The following is a 16241-nucleotide window of genomic DNA, read 5'->3' as shown; positions in this document are numbered from 1 at the left end:
GGCCCCTCCGTCTGAGTCGCGCCACGATAGGCGGCCTCGTCTCATGTGTTAAGCGCCCGGCGCATGACAAGGGCGTCAGTGTCCCCATCCGGGTGACGATAATAGCCCTTGCGCAGGCCAACCCGCGCAAAGCCGGTGGCGGCATAGAGACCGATGGCGGCCTGATTGTCGGCCGCGACCTCCAGGAACATCGCCTCGGAGCCGGTCTCGGTTGCGATCCCCGCCGCCATCTCCACCAGGGCCGCGCCCCAGCCGCGCCGACGGGCGGCGGGATCGACGGCGATGGTCAGGATCTCGGCCTCGCCGGCGATGGACCGGCAAAGGATAAAGCCCTTCTCGACGGCCGGCTCGCCCGCCTCGCCCAGCACCGCGAAGACGCCCGGTGATTTCAACAGAGCCTCGAACTCGATCGCGCTCCACGGCCTTGGGAAGGCGCGGTCGTGCAGGTCGGCCAGAATGAAGCAGGCCTCGAGGCCAACGGGACGAAGGATCATGTCGCGGGCAAGGTGGCGTAGGGCGCGCGCAGATAGAGCGGCCGGGGCGAGTGGGACGGCGCGGGCCGGGCGGCGGCCAGGCGGGCGACGGCGACCGGATCGGGAGACGCCGGGGTCAACACGGTCGCGCCGGCGAAGATCTCGGCCAGCAGCGGCGCGCCCGAACCGACCAGGGTCACGGCCTGACCGCCATGCAGCTCGGCCAGCCGCGCCGCCGCCGAGCCCGGATCGAGGGCGTCGGGCGCCATCAGGGCGACACCGCCATCGAAGACCTGCAGATAGACTTGGCTCATCCGCGCATCGAGCACGGCGGCGACGAAACCGCCGCCTTCGACGCCGGCCGCCAGGGCCTCCAGCGTATTGACCCCCACGCAGGGAATCGACAGCGCCGTCGCCAGGCCCTTGGCGAAAGCCAGGCCGACGCGCAGGCCAGTGAACGATCCCGGGCCCACGGTGACGCCGATCCGGGTGAGCTGCGGAAAAGTGACGCCGGCTTCAGCGGCGACCTCGCGGACCAGGACGCCGATGCGCTCCTGATGGCCGCGGGTCATCGGTTCGCTGCGCGCCGCCAGGACGCGGTCGCCTTCAAGGATCGCGACGGAACTCGCACCCAGACAGGTATCGATCGCCAGGATCATGAGATTGGAGACACCGCGACGCCGCCCGCGCCGCTTTTCCAGATGAAGCGGCTCAGGGTCGCTTGGGTCAGGACCTCCCTCGGCGGCATGGTGGTCCTTTTCCAGTCGGGCACGTCGAACACGTAGCGGAGAACGGGCTCACCAGGCTGGGTGCAGATCACCGCCTGGCGATAGGCGTCCCGGCCCCTCCAGCATCGCTTGAGCGGCACGTCGAGTTTGGACCACGCCATGCCCAAGACCTCCCCGCGCGGCCCCAACCCCGCCCGGCCGGCGATATGGATCTCGCCCACCGTCGGCAGGCCGCGTTCGCCGTGGATTTCCAGCAGGGTGACGTCATCGCGAAGGACCGTGATCACGCCATCGCGCGCCTCGACCTTGTCCTTGGGAAACAGCGCCTGAAGGGCCTCGGTCGTGAACGGCGTCTGCGCCACGATCGGGCCGACGGCGTACTCGTCGAGCGCGAGGGTCGGCGCCGCCACAGGCGCCGACGGGCTCGTCATGGCGCTGGCCGAAGCGGACTTGTCCGCCGGGCCGCACGCCGCGAGCAGCGCCAGCGGAACCAGGATCAGAGCGACGCCCCGCATGCGGTGATCAGGCCGAGCCAACCGCAGGACCCTCGACGGGGCGCCAGACAAAGCCGTTCAGCTGCCCCTTGGCGTTCAGGGTCGCAACCGGGGGCAGCCCGCCCTTGGTCCAGCCGGGCACGCCGATCAGATAGGCGACATTGGGCGCCTCGGGACGGGCGCAGACCACGGTGTTGATCTCGCGCCCCTCGCCGGCCCGGCAATTGGCGATGTCCAGACCCAGGGCGGGCCATTTGGTCAGCAGGGTCTCGCCCTGCGGCCCGCGCACATCCCCGCCTTCAAGGCGGATCGCGCCCAGACCGCCATCCTCGCCCTTGCTGATCTCCATTAGCGTCATCTGGTCCTGCTCGACGGTGATGATCGGCTGAGCCGGACCGGGACCCGAATGCAGGAACGCGCTCTTGACCACCGCCTTGGGGAACAGGGCCGTCAGGGTCGGGGCGTCAAAGGCCGTAGCGGCGGTGATGGGTCCGACCCCATCGGCGCGGATGTTCAGCACACCGCCGTCGTGGGGGGTTACCGCGACAGCGACCGACCCGGCATGTCCTGATGAGACGGACGCTGGGCCCTTACCGGCCTCATCGGCCTTTTTCTCGGCCGGGCCGCAGGCGGCGAGCAGCAGGACAGACAGGGCGAAGGGGGCGATGCGCTGGATCATCAGACGGTTCTAGCGCGAGTGCGGCGGATGCACAAAGCAACCCTCGCCTCCGATCGCCGAAACGACCGGAGACTCAGGTCGGACCGATCCATACGCACGCGGATCGGGCAAACGGGTGGGCAAGATCAGAGGATCTGGGCGGCTTCTTCGAAGTCGAGCCGCGGGCTGCGCGGGAAGAGGCCCTCGTCAGTGCCGTAGCCGATCGAAGCAATGAAATTGGACTTGATGTTGGTCCCGGCGAAGAATTCCGCGTCGACGCCGGCGTTGTCGAAGCCCGACATCGGCCCGACATCCAGACCCAGGGCGCGCGCCGCCAGGATGAAGTAGCCGCCCTGCAGCGAGCTGTTACGCAGCGCGCCGACTTCCTTGGCCACGGGGTCGCCAAACCAGGTCTTGGCTCCCGGCGCATGCGGGAACAGCTTGTCGAGGGTTTCAGGGAAATCCAGGTCGTAGCCGATGATCACTGTCACCGGGGCCTGCAGGATCTTGGGGCCGTTGGAGCCCGACGAGAGCTTGGCCAGCCGGGCCTTGGCCTCGGGGCTGGTGACGAACACGAAACGGGCCGGGGTGGTGTTGGCGGCCGTCGGGCCGAACTTCACCAGATCATAGAGTTCGCGCAGCAACGCCTCGGGCAGCGGATCGGACTTCCAGCCATTGCGCGTGCGGGCTTCGGTGAAGAGCTGGGCGAGCGACTGATCGGATAGCTTGGACATGGCTTCAAACCTTCGAAAACCGTAACCTGAAGAGTTGCGATATAGCGGCGCGCCAAGGCAAAGCAAGGCGCGCGCCACCTCAGGGCGACAATGCAAAATCATCGCGCGCCATTGAACCCTCGACGTAGCGCAGATTCCTTTCAATGCCCTTGGTCGGTATGGCCAAATATCACCAAGAGGCGCTTGGTGTTTTTTAAAGACAGGCGTATATCTATATATATAATGTATGCCTCAATTCAGCCTTATTCCCTTATATAGAAAGCTTCATCGATTTACTGTTTTGGTATTGCCGGGTAATTCCCAAGGTATGTCCGGTTTTATATTTCAGTCTTTTAATACTGACGACGTATTAACCCTGCGACAATGTGACATCTACTAATAGATATACAAACTGATGAACATCTCCGCGCCCCGCCAACAAACGTGGCCTGGAGAGACCTATGATCAAAAAACAGAATGCGCCTGGGGCAGTCATCGCTGCGGTGGCGCTGTTAACGGCGCCGATTATCGCCCATGCCGACACCCAGAAGGACCTGCAGGTTGCGGTCCGCGCCCTGACCTTCCTGGAAAAGGCGCCCAGCGGATCTGCCGTCATGGGCGTCGTGTTCGACCCCTCAAAGCCCGGCTCGGTGGCGGAAAAGAACGCCGTGATGGCGGCCATCGGCGGCGGCTATAGCGCCGGTGGTCTGACCGTAACCGCCAAGCCGGTCGAGGCCGGTTCGGTGGGGTCGGTGTCCGGAGTCACCGTTCTGTACGTGACCACGGGGGTGGCCTACGCCGCCGTCGGCGCGGCCGCCAAGGGCAAGAATCTGATCACCATCGGTTCGGACACGGCCTGCGCCACATCGGGTGGCTGCGCGATCAGCGTGTCGGCTGACCCCAAGGTCGAGATCGTGGTCAATCGCGCCGCCGCCGCGGCGGTCGGAGCGACCTTCAAAGCCGCCTTTCGCATGATGATCCGCGAAATCTAGGTCAGCCCCCAAAGGACATGCCATGAAAAAATCAATCCTGATGGCGGCAGCTGGCCTGGCGTTCGCCGGTAGCGCCGCCCACGCCCAGTCGATCGACTACGCCGCGCTGCAAACGATGTTTGACGAACCGGTGACCACCTCGGCGACCGGCTCGCCGCAGCGGGCCTCGGAAGCCCCTGTCGATATGACCATCATCTCGGCCGAGGATATCCGCCGTTCGGGCGCGACGGACATTCCCACGATCCTGTCGCGGACGGCTGGGGTCGACATCCTGCCCTTCTCCGCCGGCGCGTCCGAGATCAGCGTGCGCGGCTACAATCAGGCCCGCTCGCCGCGGATGCTGGTTCTGATCAATGGCCGCCAAGTCTATCTGGACCACTTCGGCTATACCGACTGGCACACCCTGCCGGTGGCGCTGGAAGAAATCCGCCAGATCGAGCTGGTGCGGGGCCCGAACAGCGCCCTGTTCGGCTTCAACGCCGTCTCGGGGGTGGTCAATATCATCACCTTCAACCCCAAGTTCGACAAGACCAACAGCGTCTCCGTGCAGGCCGGCAATCTGGGCTACGCCTCGGCCAGCCTGATCAACACCGTGGACCTGGGCCCCATCCAGGCTCGGCTGTCGATCGGCGCGGACCAGCAGGACGAATGGAGCAACAAGGGAACGACCGTCGCCTCCTCGCTGCTAGCAGACCCCTGGAAGGTGTTTGCATCGGTTGACGCCGTGGCGAGCCTGGCGCCGGCCACCGACCTGCGGGTCGAGGCCTCCTGGTCCAATTCCGGTCAAACCGAAATGCTGTCGAGCTACAGCTATGTTCGTCACCAGGTCAAAACCAACGCGTTCAAGGCGACCTTGGACTCCGACACCCCCTATGGCGCGATCCAGGCCCAGATCTATCGCAACGAACTCAATTCGACGGCTCGGCCCCTCCACTACGAGAACGCGATCTGGGTGGCCAAAATCCAGGACCTGATCAAGATCGGGTCGGCGCACACGGTGCGCATGGCGCTCGAATATCGCGACAACAAGGTCAATACGACGCCCGTGACCGGCGGGACCGTCGGATACCGTGTTCTGGCCCCATCCGTCATGTGGAACTGGCGCACCTCAGAAAAGGTTACCCTGACGGCCGCTACACGCCTGGACAGCCTCAAGCTTCATCGGTCAGGCGTCTTCCCGATCGGCGTCACGCGAACCCAGAACAGCGACTGGGATCGCTCCTTCAACAAGGTCAGCGTCAATCTCGGCGCGGTGATCACGGTCTCCGACAACGACATCGTTCGCCTGATCGCAGCCCGCGGCGTGCAGGCGCCGACCCTGGTCGAGCTAGGCGCACGCCAGGTGATGCCGACCACCGCGCCACCGAGCGGCGTCGCGACCCTGGGCAATCCCGAACTGCAGCCGTCCATGGTCACCAGCTATGAGGTCGCCTATGAGCGCGCCCTGCCCAAGCTGGGGGCCAGCGTGGCGGTCAAGCTGATGGCGCAAAGCACCGACGACGTGAAGAGCGGCGTGTCGAAACTGCAGATCGACATCCCCGCGACCGCGACGACCTATCCGGCCCTCACCTATCTGAACGTCGGCAAATCCAAGATGAAGGGCGTCGAGGTTTCGGGGAAGGGCAAGCTGGGCAAGGGCTTCCGCTGGAACGCCGACACAACCTATGTCGACATCACCGATAGCCCTTCGGCCGGCTACAATGCCGTCACCCGACTGGTGGCCTTTGGCTCAACCTCGCCCAAATGGCGGAGCAATCTGGGGCTGGGCTGGACTGATGAGCGCTGGACCGTGGACACCAACCTCCATGCGGTCTCCAAGTTCAATTCCTACACCTCGAGCCAGAAACTCGATCCCGTAAAAGGCTATACGACGGTGGCGGGCCGGGTCGGCTACGACCTGAAGTCGGGCATTACCCTAGCCCTGAGCGGACAGAATCTTCTGCAGGAACGTCAAGCCCAGACCAAGGGTGTCTCCGGGTTGAAGGCCGAACGGCAGGTGCTGTTCAGCGTCTCCAAACGCTGGTGATCACGTTCGCCTGAGTAACCCGCAAGACCCTGAGGGCCTCCTAGCGCGGCCCTCTTTTTTGCACCTACAGCGTCTGCTCGACGCGGGTCACTTCGGGCACATAGTGCTTGAGCATGTTCTCGACGCCAGCCTTGAGGGTCGCCGACGAGGACGGACAGCCCGAGCAGGCGCCGCGCATGTGCAGCCACACCACGCCCGTGGCCGGCTCGAACTTTGAAAACACGATGTCGCCGCCGTCCTGGGCCACGGCCGGGCGGATGCGGGTGTCCAGCAGATCCTTGATCTCGGCGACGATCTGGCTGTTTTCGTCGTCATAGACGCCGTCATCGTCGTGACCGCTCTCGGCCGCATCCAGCAGCAGAGGCCGGCCGCTGGTGAAGTGGTCCATGATGGCGGCCAGGATCGGCGCCTTCAGGTGCGGCCACTGCGCGTCGGCGTCCTTGGTTACGGTCAGGAAATCGGGACCGAAGAACACCCGCGTCACGTCGCCCAGCTGGAACAGCGCCTTGGCCAGCGGCGAGGACTCGCCCTCTTCCGGCGTCTTGAACTCGCGCGCGCCCGCGCCCAGCACCTCGCGGCCGGGCAGGAACTTCAGCACCTCGGGATTGGGTGTGGTTTCGGTCTGGATGAACATGACCGAGAAATGGACCTCCCAAGCCGCCGGCGCAAGATGCGGGACGGGCCATAAAGAAAGGTGACACAGGCGTCATTTTCTGGCGTGATACGGAAAACAATGATCCTTGGGAGGGTCCGCAATGAGCGACGGTTCGATCGATCTCAGCAAGGGCGCGCTCAGCGCCGCCGCCTGGTCCACGCCGCTGGAAGACTTTCATGTCGCCGATCCGGTCCTGTTCCAGGCCGACGCCATGTGGGCCTATTTCGAGCGCCTGCGGAAAGAAGACCCGGTTCACTGGTCCAAAGGCAATGAGGAGACCGGCCCCTACTGGTCGGTGACCCGGTACAACGACATCATGGCCGTCGACACCAACCACGCGGTGTTCTCGTCCGACGCCCATCTGGGCGGCATCACCATCCGCGACTTCGACGAGGACTTCGTCCTGCCGATGTTCATCGCCATGGACCCGCCCAAGCACGACATCCAGCGCAAGACCGTCAGCCCGATCGTCTCGCCGCAGAACCTGGCCAAGCTGGAAGGGGTCATCCGCGAGCGGGTCAATCTGATCCTCGACAGCCTGCCGATCGGCGAGCCCTTCGACTGGGTCGACCGCGTGTCGATCGAACTGACCACCCAGATGCTGGCCACCCTGTTCGACTTCCCCTGGGAAGAGCGCCGCAAGCTGACCCGCTGGTCGGACGTGGCCACGGCCTCGCCGGAAAGCGGCATCGTCGAGAGCGAGGACGCCCGCCGCGCCGAGCTGCTGGAGTGCCTGGCCTATTTCACCAATCTCTGGAACGAGCGGGTCAATGCCGAAGAGCCCGGCGGCGACCTGATCTCGATGCTGGCCCAGGGCGAGGCGACCAAGAACATGCCGCCCATGGAATATCTGGGCAACATCATCCTGCTGATCGTGGGCGGCAATGACACCACCCGCAACTCCCTGACCGGCGGCCTCTACGCCCTGTCCAAGAACCCGGACCAGGAAGCCAAGCTGCGGGCCAATCCCGACCTGATCCCGTCGATGGTCTCGGAGATCATCCGCTGGCAGACGCCCCTGGCCCACATGCGCCGCACCGCGCTGGAAGACGTCGAACTGGGCGGCAAGTCGATCAAGAAGGGCGACAAGGTCGTCATGTGGTACGTCTCGGGCAACCGCGACGACACCGTGATCGAAGATGCTGACAGCTTCATCATCGACCGCGAAAACCCCCGCCGCCACCTGTCGTTCGGCTTCGGCATCCACCGCTGCGTGGGCAACCGCCTGGCCGAGATGCAGCTGAAGATCGTCTGGGAAGAGATCCTCAAGCGCTTCCCGAAGATCGAGGTGCTGGACGAACCGCGCCGGGTCTATTCCAGCTTCGTGAAGGGCTATGAGACCCTGACGGTGCGGATCCCCGAGCGGATCTAGCGGCGAACACTTGCCCCCTCCGCGCCTGCGGCGCTCCTCCCCCGTAGGGGGAAGATGGGATCAGCACGGCTTCGTCTTCCCCCTACGGGGGAGGACGACCGCGCAGCGGTCAGGAGGGGGCGAGTCTCATGCCCCCCAGAACCCGACCAGCTTCCTGACCTCGGCCACGGTCGGGGCCGCAACCTCCCGAGCTCGCGCCGCGCCGGCCGCCAGGATGCGGTCGATCTCGGCCGGATCGGCCAGCAGTGAACGCATGCGCTCGCCGACCGGCGCCAGCTTTTCCACCGCCAGCTCAGCCAGGGCCGGCTTGAAGGTTCCAAAGCCCTTGCCGGCGTATTCGGCCAGCACCTGGGCCTTGGTCCGGCCGTCCAGGGCCGCGAAGATGCCGACCAGATTGTCGGCCTCGGGGCGGGTCGCCAGTTCTTCCAGCGTCTCCGGCAGGGGCTCGGGATCGGTGCGCGCCTTCTTGACCTTCGCAGCGATGGCGTCGGCGTCGTCGGTCAGGTTGATGCGGCTGTAGTCCGAAGGATCGGACTTGCTCATCTTGGCGGAGCCGTCGCGCAGGCTCATCACCCGCGCGCCGGGCCCCTGGATCAGGGGCTCGGGCTGCGGGAAGAAGTTCGGCGCGCCCCCGGGGATCCCGAAGTCGTGGTTGAACTTGGCGGCGATGTCGCGGGTCAGCTCCAGATGCTGCTTCTGATCCTCGCCCACCGGCACCTGGGTGGCCTTGTAGATCAGGATGTCGGCGGCCTGCAGCACCGGATAGGTGTAGAGGCCGACGCTGGAGCGCTCCTTGTGCTTGCCGCTCTTTTCCTTGAACTGGGTCATGCGGTCCAGCCAGCCCAGGCGGGCCACGCACTGGAAGATCCAGGCCAGCTCGGCGTGCTCGGGCACGGCCGATTGCGGGAAGATCGTCGCCTTGGCCGGGTCGAGGCCGGCGGCCAGATAGGCGGCGGCGATCTCGCGGGTCTGCTGGGCCAGGGCCGCGGGCTCCTGCCACACGGTGATGGCGTGCAGGTCGGCCACGAAGATGAAGGTGTCGATCTCGTGCTGCAGGCGGGCGAACTTCACCAGGGCGCCCAGATAATTGCCCAGATGCAGGGCGCCGGAGGGTTGCACGCCAGACAGCACGCGGGCGGGACCCGCATAGGCGCCAACGGGGGCGGCAGGAGCAGTATCGGTCATGGCTTCAGCCTTGAAACTGGAAACTTGAAATGGCGAGCGCACAGCGGTGCGAGCCGCGAGCCCAGACAAAGGCGGGGCGCGCGGCGGTCGGTGTCAGTTGGAGCCGCGCCATCGCGAGGCGGAAGGACCGATCATAGCCATGGGCGCTGAATATCGCCCTGCGGGCTTTAGAGCAAGATGTCCTCACAGCCTCTCCTAAATCCGCTCATCCCCGCGAAAGCGGGGACCCAAGCCGAGCCAACCCATAATCCCCGGAAACGCCGATTGGGTCCCCGCTGTCGCGGGGATGGGCGGTGGAGGTGTTATCGCTTGCGCCTCAACGCTATCTTGGCCTCGGCCAGGGTCACCCCGCCCAGGGCCAGCAGCAGCAGCGGATAGACCAGGGCGGCCAGGCCGCAGGTTCCCAGCACCGCGATCTCCTTGGCCCCGATCCCGACGAGGTGGAAGCCCGCCAGCGGCGCCTCGATCACCGGCCGGAAGTGCGAGGCGGCGGCCAGCATCAGGCCCAGCGCAACGCTGGCGCCCAACACCCGGATCAGCTTGCCCCAGGCCTTGGCGGCGGGCCAATAGTGGCTGCGGGCCCGCAGGGTGAAGATCATCTGGCCCACATTGACCCATGAGGCCACGGTCGTGGCGGCGGCGATGCCGGGCACGCCGATCGCATAGAACAGGGCGATGCCCAGCCCGACATTCACCGCCACCGAGATCAAGGCGAAGCGCATCGGCGCCTTGGTGTCGCCCCGGGCGAAGAAGCCTGGCGACAGCACCCGCAGCAGCACGAAGGCCGGGGTGGCCAGGCCGTAGAACAGCAGCACGGCGGCGGTCGATGACACGTCAAAGGCGTTGAACTCGCCGCGGCGGAACAGGCCGTCGATCAGGAAGTTGGGCATGGCCACCAGGGCCGTGGCGGCCGGCAGGGTCAGGGCCATGGCGAACACCACCGCCTGGTCCATCGCCGCCTGGGCCTCGTCGCCGTCCTTGGCCTGCACGGCCCGCGACAGGCGCGGCAGCAGGGCCACCCCGATCGCCACGCCCACCAAACCGAGCGGCAGCTGGTACAGGCGGTCGGCGGTCGCCAGCCACGAGCGGGCGCCGTTCACATGGCTGGCCAGCACGGTCGAGACGAACACATTGACCTGCGAGGCGCTGGCGGCGATGGCGCCGGGCACGGCCAGGGCCAGCAGGGTCTTGATCTCGGGCGTCAGGCGCGGCAGCCGCCAATGGACCTTGGCGCCCGACTTGTTGACCCCCCAGGTCAGCAGGGCCGCCTGGGCGACCCCGGCCGCCAGGATCGCCCACGAGGCGGCGAAGGCGGCGTCGTGGCTGCTCTTCTGCGGCCAGATGGCGACCAGCATGATCAGGTTCAGCAGCACCGGCGCGCCGGCCGACAGCACGAAGCGGCCCCGGGCGTTGAGCACCCCCGACAGGTGGGCGACGATGGCCATGCACGGCAGATAGGGCATGGAGATCTGGGTCAGGGTGACGGCCAGCTTGAACTTGGCCGGCTCGGCCGCGAAGCCGGGGCTGATCAGGTACATCAGCCAGGGCATGGCCAGCTGGGCGACGACGGTGATGAGGATGGTGGCGGCCGCCAGGGTGGCCATGGCGTCGGCGGCCAGTTCATCGGCCTTGACCTCGCCGTCGGTTTCCAGGGCCTTGGAATAGGCCGGCACGAAGGCCGCCGCGAAGGCGCCCTCGGCGAAGATCCGCCGGAACAGGTTGGGGAACATCAGGGCGGTGTTGTAGGCGTCGGCCGCGAAGGTGGCGCTGGCCCCCAGCCGGGCGGTGACCACCAGGTCGCGCGCCAGGCCCATGAACCGGCTGACCAGGGTCAGGCCCGAATAGACCATCGACGAGCGGATCATGCCGCTCTTCTTGGGCGGCGTTACGGCGGCGGCTTCGGGCGGGGGGGCGATGTCGGTCACGTCTGGCTTCTGCGGCCTGCCGTGGGGGGCGTCAAGGTGGGCGCTGCGGACTCGCCCCCTCCGCGCTTCGCGCTCCTCCCCCGGAGGGAGAAGATGATTTCGTCCGCCCCCTCCGGGGGCGGACGACCGCGAAGCGGTCCGGTGGGGGCAAGTGTCATCAGCCTCACGCGATCTCTCGCTGAAGGGATGGGAAGGGCTGCGGAGCGCCCGGGCCTCGCCCGGAAGAAGTTAGAAAAATACCGTTTCGACGAAGCCGTGCGCTCCGCGCGATCGTTTTCCCTCAGGCCGGGCAGCTTGGGCCTTGTCAGCCCTCCACCCCGCACGGTCATCCCTGTCCCTGGGCCTTGGCCGGCGCATCCTTATGGACCGCCGCCGGTCTCCAGTCGTCCGGCGCCGCATTAACCTTCGGGCGGTCGGGCCTTCCAGCGTGAAGGTCCCCGGCGGGCAAGTTTAAGATCCTCGCCCACTGTTTCATGTGACCCGGCGACGAAGGCCTCCTTCTGAGACCTCCACCCTTTGCAGGGCATCGGAGCAACCCGCCCCGCGCCGCCTTCGACTCCCGCTCGATCGCCCCCCGCCGCCGCAATGGTCGCTGGCCTTGCGCCCTTCCCGTGCGACGAGGTGGGACCATTATGCGGGCGGTTTTGACGCGGGGGATAAGCACGATCATTCTTTTTGTAAGCTATTGATCTGGCTGGGGTCTGGTTCGGATTCGATGGGGATAGAGCGCGGTTTATCCCCATTCCCGCCAACCAACGCTTGTCATCCCGGCCGTAGCGCAGCGGCGCGCCGGGATGACAAGGGTTTGTGCTGTTGTTGAGAGACCTTCGCTCAGCGAAGGGAGCCCTCCCTTCATCTCACGGCGAGACGATCGCCGGACTGTCCAGGTCACTCAAGGCCGGCCCTCCGGGCCGCCGCGGAGCGGCCGGTCGCAGACCGGGCCTTGACTGACCTGGACAGTCCGGCACGCTGCTGCCTCCAAGAGATGAAGGGATGGCTCTGCGCGGGCCTACGCATTTCAACGAGTTAGCGCTGGGGGAAATGCGATGAACGTTGCGGAAGGCATACGACGCATCGGCATCGCATTAACGGTCATCTACGTAGGCGCCGCCGCTCTATTCCTTTTCGCTTATGCCAGCGAGCAAGGCCAAGTTTCGAAAGTACCCTTCGACCTGATGCGAAATGGAGAGTGCTATAGCGTAAGAGCGCGCAACGCGGAGGACGCACAGCGCCTCTTGCGGGCAAGAACCGGGGACAGTGTGCGCACGAAGTACAAGATCGGCCAGAACGACAAGCCGTGGTGTCAGTTTGCCCTCGTGGTCGAAGACGGTTCAACCAGCTATTTCAGCCCTGCTGAGGCTTTCAAGCGAACAGCGCCCTTGGCGCTGATGTCAGCCTTCTACTTGATGGGGCTCTGGGGCCTTTGGAAGGCTGCGTACTGGATCGTGAAGGGCTTCAGGAAAGCTTAGCCGTACATGTCGTTACCGACCAAGTCACAGACGGATGCCATGGCCCTTTACGCGGGGATCATGGAAGAGCTGAAGATCCGCGTCGGATGGATCGAGGATGCGGTCAATGGCAGAAACGAGCTCGATGGTCAGCTTGTACGCGAAGTTTGCTTTCTACAGTTTCGCCTGATCTGCGAACTGATCGCCCTTGGATGCCTCGTGGCCCATGGTGACGTGACCGCCAACACCAAGCTTGTGAACGAGTACGCGGCCGACAGGATTTGCACCGAACTTGAAAAGCTCCACCCGGACTTCTACCCAAAGCCGCACGACCAAGTTCGCAACGAACCCGGAAGCTTTCATTTCACAGACGTGACCGAGCCGTTCCTAACGCGAGCAGACCTCAAAATCCTGTACGTGAAGACAGGCGGCATCCTGCACAAGGGTAAACTCAAAGGCTTGCTCAAGGCGCAATCGCCGGTGTTGAAGGACTTCAATGAAATCCGCGAGTGGCGGAATAAAATTGTGAGGTTGTTGTCAATCCATCGCCTACCACTGGCAGACGGCGATAGCCACATTCTGTGTGTACTGGTCGATAGCGCCACAAAGAATGTTGATGTGAAATTTGCCACCAAAGTCAAAGAGCTTGGTAACGGCTTCGACGAAATTGAATTACTGTAGTTCGGTGCCGGTAACACACAGTTGACCCCATCCCTCGTGGCATAGGCAGTCTCCCCCCACCCCCTACCGCGCCTCGCTCGCCCGCGCCCGCTTCAGCCCCGGCCGCGTGTTCGGCGCGCCGGCTTCGTTGGCTTCCAGGGCCGCCAGCAGGTCGGCCTTCAGGGCGGTGATCTTGCGGGTCTCGGCCAGTTTCCCGCCTTCGGCCGTCTGCACATAGAAGGCGTCGACCGCGCGCTCGCCATAGCCGTCGATATGGGCCGACTGGATCGACAGGCCGTTGCCGGCCAGGGTCTGGGCCAGGGCGTGCAGCAGGCCGGGGCGGTCGCGGCCCGAGGCCTCGACCACCGTGGCGTCATGGGAGGCGTCGTTGTCGAGGCTGACGCTGGGGGCGATCGAGAAGGCGGCCATGCGCGACGGCTCGGCGCCGCGACGCGGTTCGAGACGCAGGGTCTCGCCCTTGCCGGCGGCCTCCAGGGCCTCGGCCAGGCGATGCAGGGCCCGGGGGTTTTCGCAGCCCAGCGGGGCGCCGGTGACGTCCTGCACATAGAACACGTCCAGGGCCTGGCCCTGGCGCGAGGTGAAGACGCGAGCCCCCACGACATTGCCGCCCAGGGCCGCGATGGCCTGGGCCAGATCGGCGAACAGGCCACGGCGGTCGCGCGCGGCGACCACGATCTCGGCGGCGTTGGAACCCGGGGTCACCTGGCCCTCGGCGGCGGCCCCGCCCTGGATGGCGGCGCGGCGGGCCAGGGCGGCGTGATCCCTCAGCTCCTGGGTGTTGAAGGCCCCGAAATAGGCGTCTTCCATCGCGGCGGCCCAGCCGGTGGCGGCCGGGTCGTCGGCGATCAGGGCGGCGCGTGCGGCCTCGGCGGCGGCCTCCTGGTGGCGTTTGACGCTGGCGGCGGCGTCGCTGCCCCGTCCGCCCCGGAACACCGCCTCGGTGGCGTTGTAGAGCTCGCGCAGCAGCTGGCCCTTCCAGCCGTTCCAGACGCCGGGCCCCACGGCCCGGATGTCGGCCACGGTCAGCACCAGCAGCAGGCGCAGGCGTTCGGGATTTTCGACGATGCGGGCGAAGGCGGCGACGGTGCCGGGGTCGGAGACGTCGCGCTTCTGGGCGAAATCGCTCATCACCAGATGGTTCTCGACCAGCCAGGCCACCAGCTCGACCTTCAGCCGGTCGACGCCCAGACGCTCGCAGGCGCTGCGGGCCGAGCGGGCCCCGGCCTTTTCCTGGCCGCCCACCCCGCCCTTGCCGGTGTCGTGCAGCAGCATGGCCAGGAACAGGGCCTCGCGGTCCTCGATCAGCGGCATGATCGACACGGCCAGCGGATGGTCGTCGGCCAGCCGGCCGGCGGCGATGTCGCCGATCACCCCCACGGCCCGCAGGGTGTGCTCGTCCACCGTATAGGAGTGGTACATGTTGAACTGCATCTGGGCGACGATGCGGCCAAATTCGGGGATGAAACGGCCCAGCACCCCGGCGTCGTTCATCAGGGTCAGGGTGCGGTAGGAGCGCTTGCCCCGCGCCAGCAGCTGCAGGAAGGCCTTGGTCGCCTCCGGGTCGCGGCGCACCCGCGAGGTGATCAGACCCAGCGAGCGGGTGACGGCGGTGAAGGCGTCGGGATGCAGGTCCAGGTCCCGTTCATCGGCGATCTTGAACAGCCGGATCAGATTGACCGGATCAGCCTCGAACACCTGCGGCCCGTCGATATTCAGCCGGCCGCCGTCCTCGAAGAAACCCTCGACATCCAGCGCCTTGCGCTTGGGGCGCCCGCCGCCCAGCAGGAAGCGGGAAATGCCCTTGGGGGCGTTCTTGAAATTGTCGGCTTCCAGCTTGGCCGAGAAGGCGCGGGTCAGGGCTCCGACCTCCTTGGCGATCAGGAAGTAGCGGCGCATGAAGCGCTCGACCGCCGGCGCGTCGCCCCGGTCGCCATAGCCCATGCGGCGGGCGATCTCGGGCTGCAGGTCAAAGGTCAGGCGCTCTTCGGGCCGGCCGGTGGTGAAGTGCAGGTGGGCCCGCACGGCGTGCAGGAAATCGAAGGCCCGGATGAACACCTTGGCCTCGCGGCGGTCGAACACCGCCAGCTTGAAGACGTCCTCGGGGCGATCGACGGGGTGCAGATATTCGGCGATCCACATCAGGGTGTGCAGGTCGCGCAGCCCGCCCTTGCCCTCCTTGACGTTGGGCTCGACCATGTAGCGGCTGGCCCCGGCCCGGGCCTGGCGGTCGTCGCGCTCCTTCAGCTTGGCGGCGACGAACTGGGCCTCGGTGCCCTTCATCACGTCGTCGCGGAACCGGCGCTTGAGCTCCTCGCCCAGGCGCTCGTCGCCGGTCAGGCGGCGGGCTTCCAGGATCGAGGTGCGGATGGTGAAGTCCTCGCGCGACAGCCGCACGCATTCCTCGACCGTGCGCGAGGCGTGGCCGACCTTGAAGCCCAGGTCCCACAGCGCATAGAGCATGAACTCGATCACGCTCTCGGCGTGGGGCGTGGTCTTGTAGGGCCGCAGGAACAGCAGATCGATGTCGCTGTAGGGCGCCAGGGTGCGACGGCCGTAACCGCCCACGGCCAGCAGGCACAGGCGCTCGCCCTCGGTGGGGTTGCGGGCCCGGAACACGTGGACGGTGGTGAAGTCATAGAGGGCGGTGATCACCTCGTCGGTGACGCCGCTGAGCAGGCGCGAGGTCTCCAGGCCGCCGGCCCCGTTCTCCAGCCGCTCCTTGGCGATCATCCGGCCGCGAAACAGCGCCTGCTTGAGGATCTCGATGGCGCGGGCGCGTTGGGCGGCCTCGTCGCCAAGGGCGTCCAGAGCGGCGGCCGACAGCCGGGCGCGCAGGGCGTGTCCGTCGACGACGTGTTCAAGCGGGGTTGGGCGGAGGCGACGGGACATGA

At 66.1% G+C, this 16241-nt stretch carries 14 protein-coding genes and 1 pseudogene; 6 read left to right on the top strand and 9 right to left on the bottom strand.

Annotation, left to right across the window (positions count from 1 at the left end; genetic code table 11):
• Positions 1-41: 41 nt before the first annotated feature.
• From rimI to ACW18B_RS03695, 5 genes are all read right to left on the bottom strand, one after another.
• Positions 42-494, bottom strand: a complete 453-nt coding sequence (gene rimI, locus ACW18B_RS03715; RefSeq protein ID WP_492049654.1) for a ribosomal protein S18-alanine N-acetyltransferase — start codon at positions 492-494, stop codon at positions 42-44.
• Positions 491-1132, bottom strand: a complete 642-nt coding sequence (gene tsaB, locus ACW18B_RS03710; protein ID WP_492049652.1) for a tRNA (adenosine(37)-N6)-threonylcarbamoyltransferase complex dimerization subunit type 1 TsaB — start codon at positions 1130-1132, stop codon at positions 491-493. Before tsaB ends, rimI begins: the two co-directional genes overlap by 4 nt.
• A complete protein-coding gene (locus tag ACW18B_RS03705) occupies positions 1129-1716 on the bottom strand; it encodes a DUF1131 family protein (RefSeq protein ID WP_492049651.1) in 588 nt (195 codons plus the stop codon). Before ACW18B_RS03705 ends, tsaB begins: the two co-directional genes overlap by 4 nt.
• A gap of 7 nt (positions 1717-1723) precedes the next feature.
• On the bottom strand, positions 1724-2374 hold the full coding sequence (locus ACW18B_RS03700; protein WP_492049650.1) for a DUF1131 family protein: 651 nt from the start codon (positions 2372-2374) through the stop codon (positions 1724-1726).
• Between the two features lie 125 nt (positions 2375-2499).
• Positions 2500-3087, bottom strand: coding sequence for a malonic semialdehyde reductase (locus tag ACW18B_RS03695; RefSeq protein WP_492049649.1), 588 nt, complete (start codon positions 3085-3087; stop codon positions 2500-2502).
• A gap of 440 nt (positions 3088-3527) precedes the next feature.
• Between ACW18B_RS03695 and ACW18B_RS03690 the strand changes: the two genes are divergently transcribed.
• Both ACW18B_RS03690 and ACW18B_RS03685 read left to right on the top strand, forming a co-directional pair.
• Positions 3528-4058 (top strand): hypothetical protein, encoded by a 531-nt coding sequence (locus tag ACW18B_RS03690; RefSeq protein ID WP_492049647.1) that lies wholly within the window; start codon positions 3528-3530, stop codon positions 4056-4058.
• Positions 4059-4080: 22 nt separating this feature from the next.
• A complete protein-coding gene (locus tag ACW18B_RS03685) occupies positions 4081-6084 on the top strand; it encodes a TonB-dependent receptor plug domain-containing protein (RefSeq protein ID WP_492049646.1) in 2004 nt (667 codons plus the stop codon).
• A gap of 64 nt (positions 6085-6148) precedes the next feature.
• On the opposite strand, the gene ACW18B_RS03680 is transcribed toward ACW18B_RS03685, so the two are convergent.
• Positions 6149-6718, bottom strand: coding sequence for a NifU family protein (locus tag ACW18B_RS03680; protein WP_492049645.1), 570 nt, complete (start codon positions 6716-6718; stop codon positions 6149-6151).
• A 121-nt stretch (positions 6719-6839) separates the two neighbouring features.
• On the opposite strand from ACW18B_RS03680, the gene ACW18B_RS03675 reads away from it, so the two are divergent.
• Positions 6840-8111, top strand: a complete 1272-nt coding sequence (locus tag ACW18B_RS03675) for a cytochrome P450 (RefSeq protein WP_492049643.1) — start codon at positions 6840-6842, stop codon at positions 8109-8111.
• 126 nt (positions 8112-8237) lie between these two features.
• Here the strand turns inward: ACW18B_RS03675 and trpS are convergent, their stop codons facing one another.
• Together trpS and murJ are read right to left on the bottom strand one after the other, a co-directional pair.
• Entirely contained in the window at positions 8238-9296 is a 1059-nt protein-coding gene (gene trpS / locus ACW18B_RS03670) for a tryptophan--tRNA ligase (protein WP_492049642.1), read from the bottom strand.
• Between the two features lie 302 nt (positions 9297-9598).
• On the bottom strand, positions 9599-11221 hold the full coding sequence (gene murJ / locus ACW18B_RS03665) for a murein biosynthesis integral membrane protein MurJ (RefSeq protein WP_492049640.1): 1623 nt from the start codon (positions 11219-11221) through the stop codon (positions 9599-9601).
• A gap of 555 nt (positions 11222-11776) precedes the next feature.
• Between murJ and ACW18B_RS03660 the strand changes: the two are divergent.
• From ACW18B_RS03660 to ACW18B_RS03650, 3 genes and pseudogenes are all read left to right on the top strand, one after another.
• Positions 11777-11869, top strand: a pseudogene (locus ACW18B_RS03660) (hypothetical protein); the annotation flags it as partial.
• A gap of 398 nt (positions 11870-12267) precedes the next feature.
• Complete coding sequence (locus ACW18B_RS03655; protein WP_492049639.1) at positions 12268-12690, top strand: hypothetical protein; 423 nt, start codon at positions 12268-12270, stop codon at positions 12688-12690.
• 6 nt (positions 12691-12696) lie between these two features.
• Positions 12697-13350 carry a hypothetical protein gene (locus tag ACW18B_RS03650; protein ID WP_492049637.1) on the top strand — a complete coding sequence of 218 codons (654 nt, stop codon included), beginning with the start codon at positions 12697-12699 and terminating at the stop codon, positions 13348-13350.
• Between the two features lie 63 nt (positions 13351-13413).
• On the opposite strand, the gene ACW18B_RS03645 is transcribed toward ACW18B_RS03650, so the two are convergent.
• Positions 13414-16239 (bottom strand): [protein-PII] uridylyltransferase, encoded by a 2826-nt coding sequence (locus tag ACW18B_RS03645; protein WP_492049636.1) that lies wholly within the window; start codon positions 16237-16239, stop codon positions 13414-13416.
• Positions 16240-16241 lie beyond the last annotated feature (2 nt).

This window comes from Caulobacter sp. FV2ps19 (genome assembly GCF_058681035.1).
The sequence above is the reverse complement of the archived record's forward strand: the minus strand, read 5'-3'. Positions and strand labels throughout refer to the sequence as shown.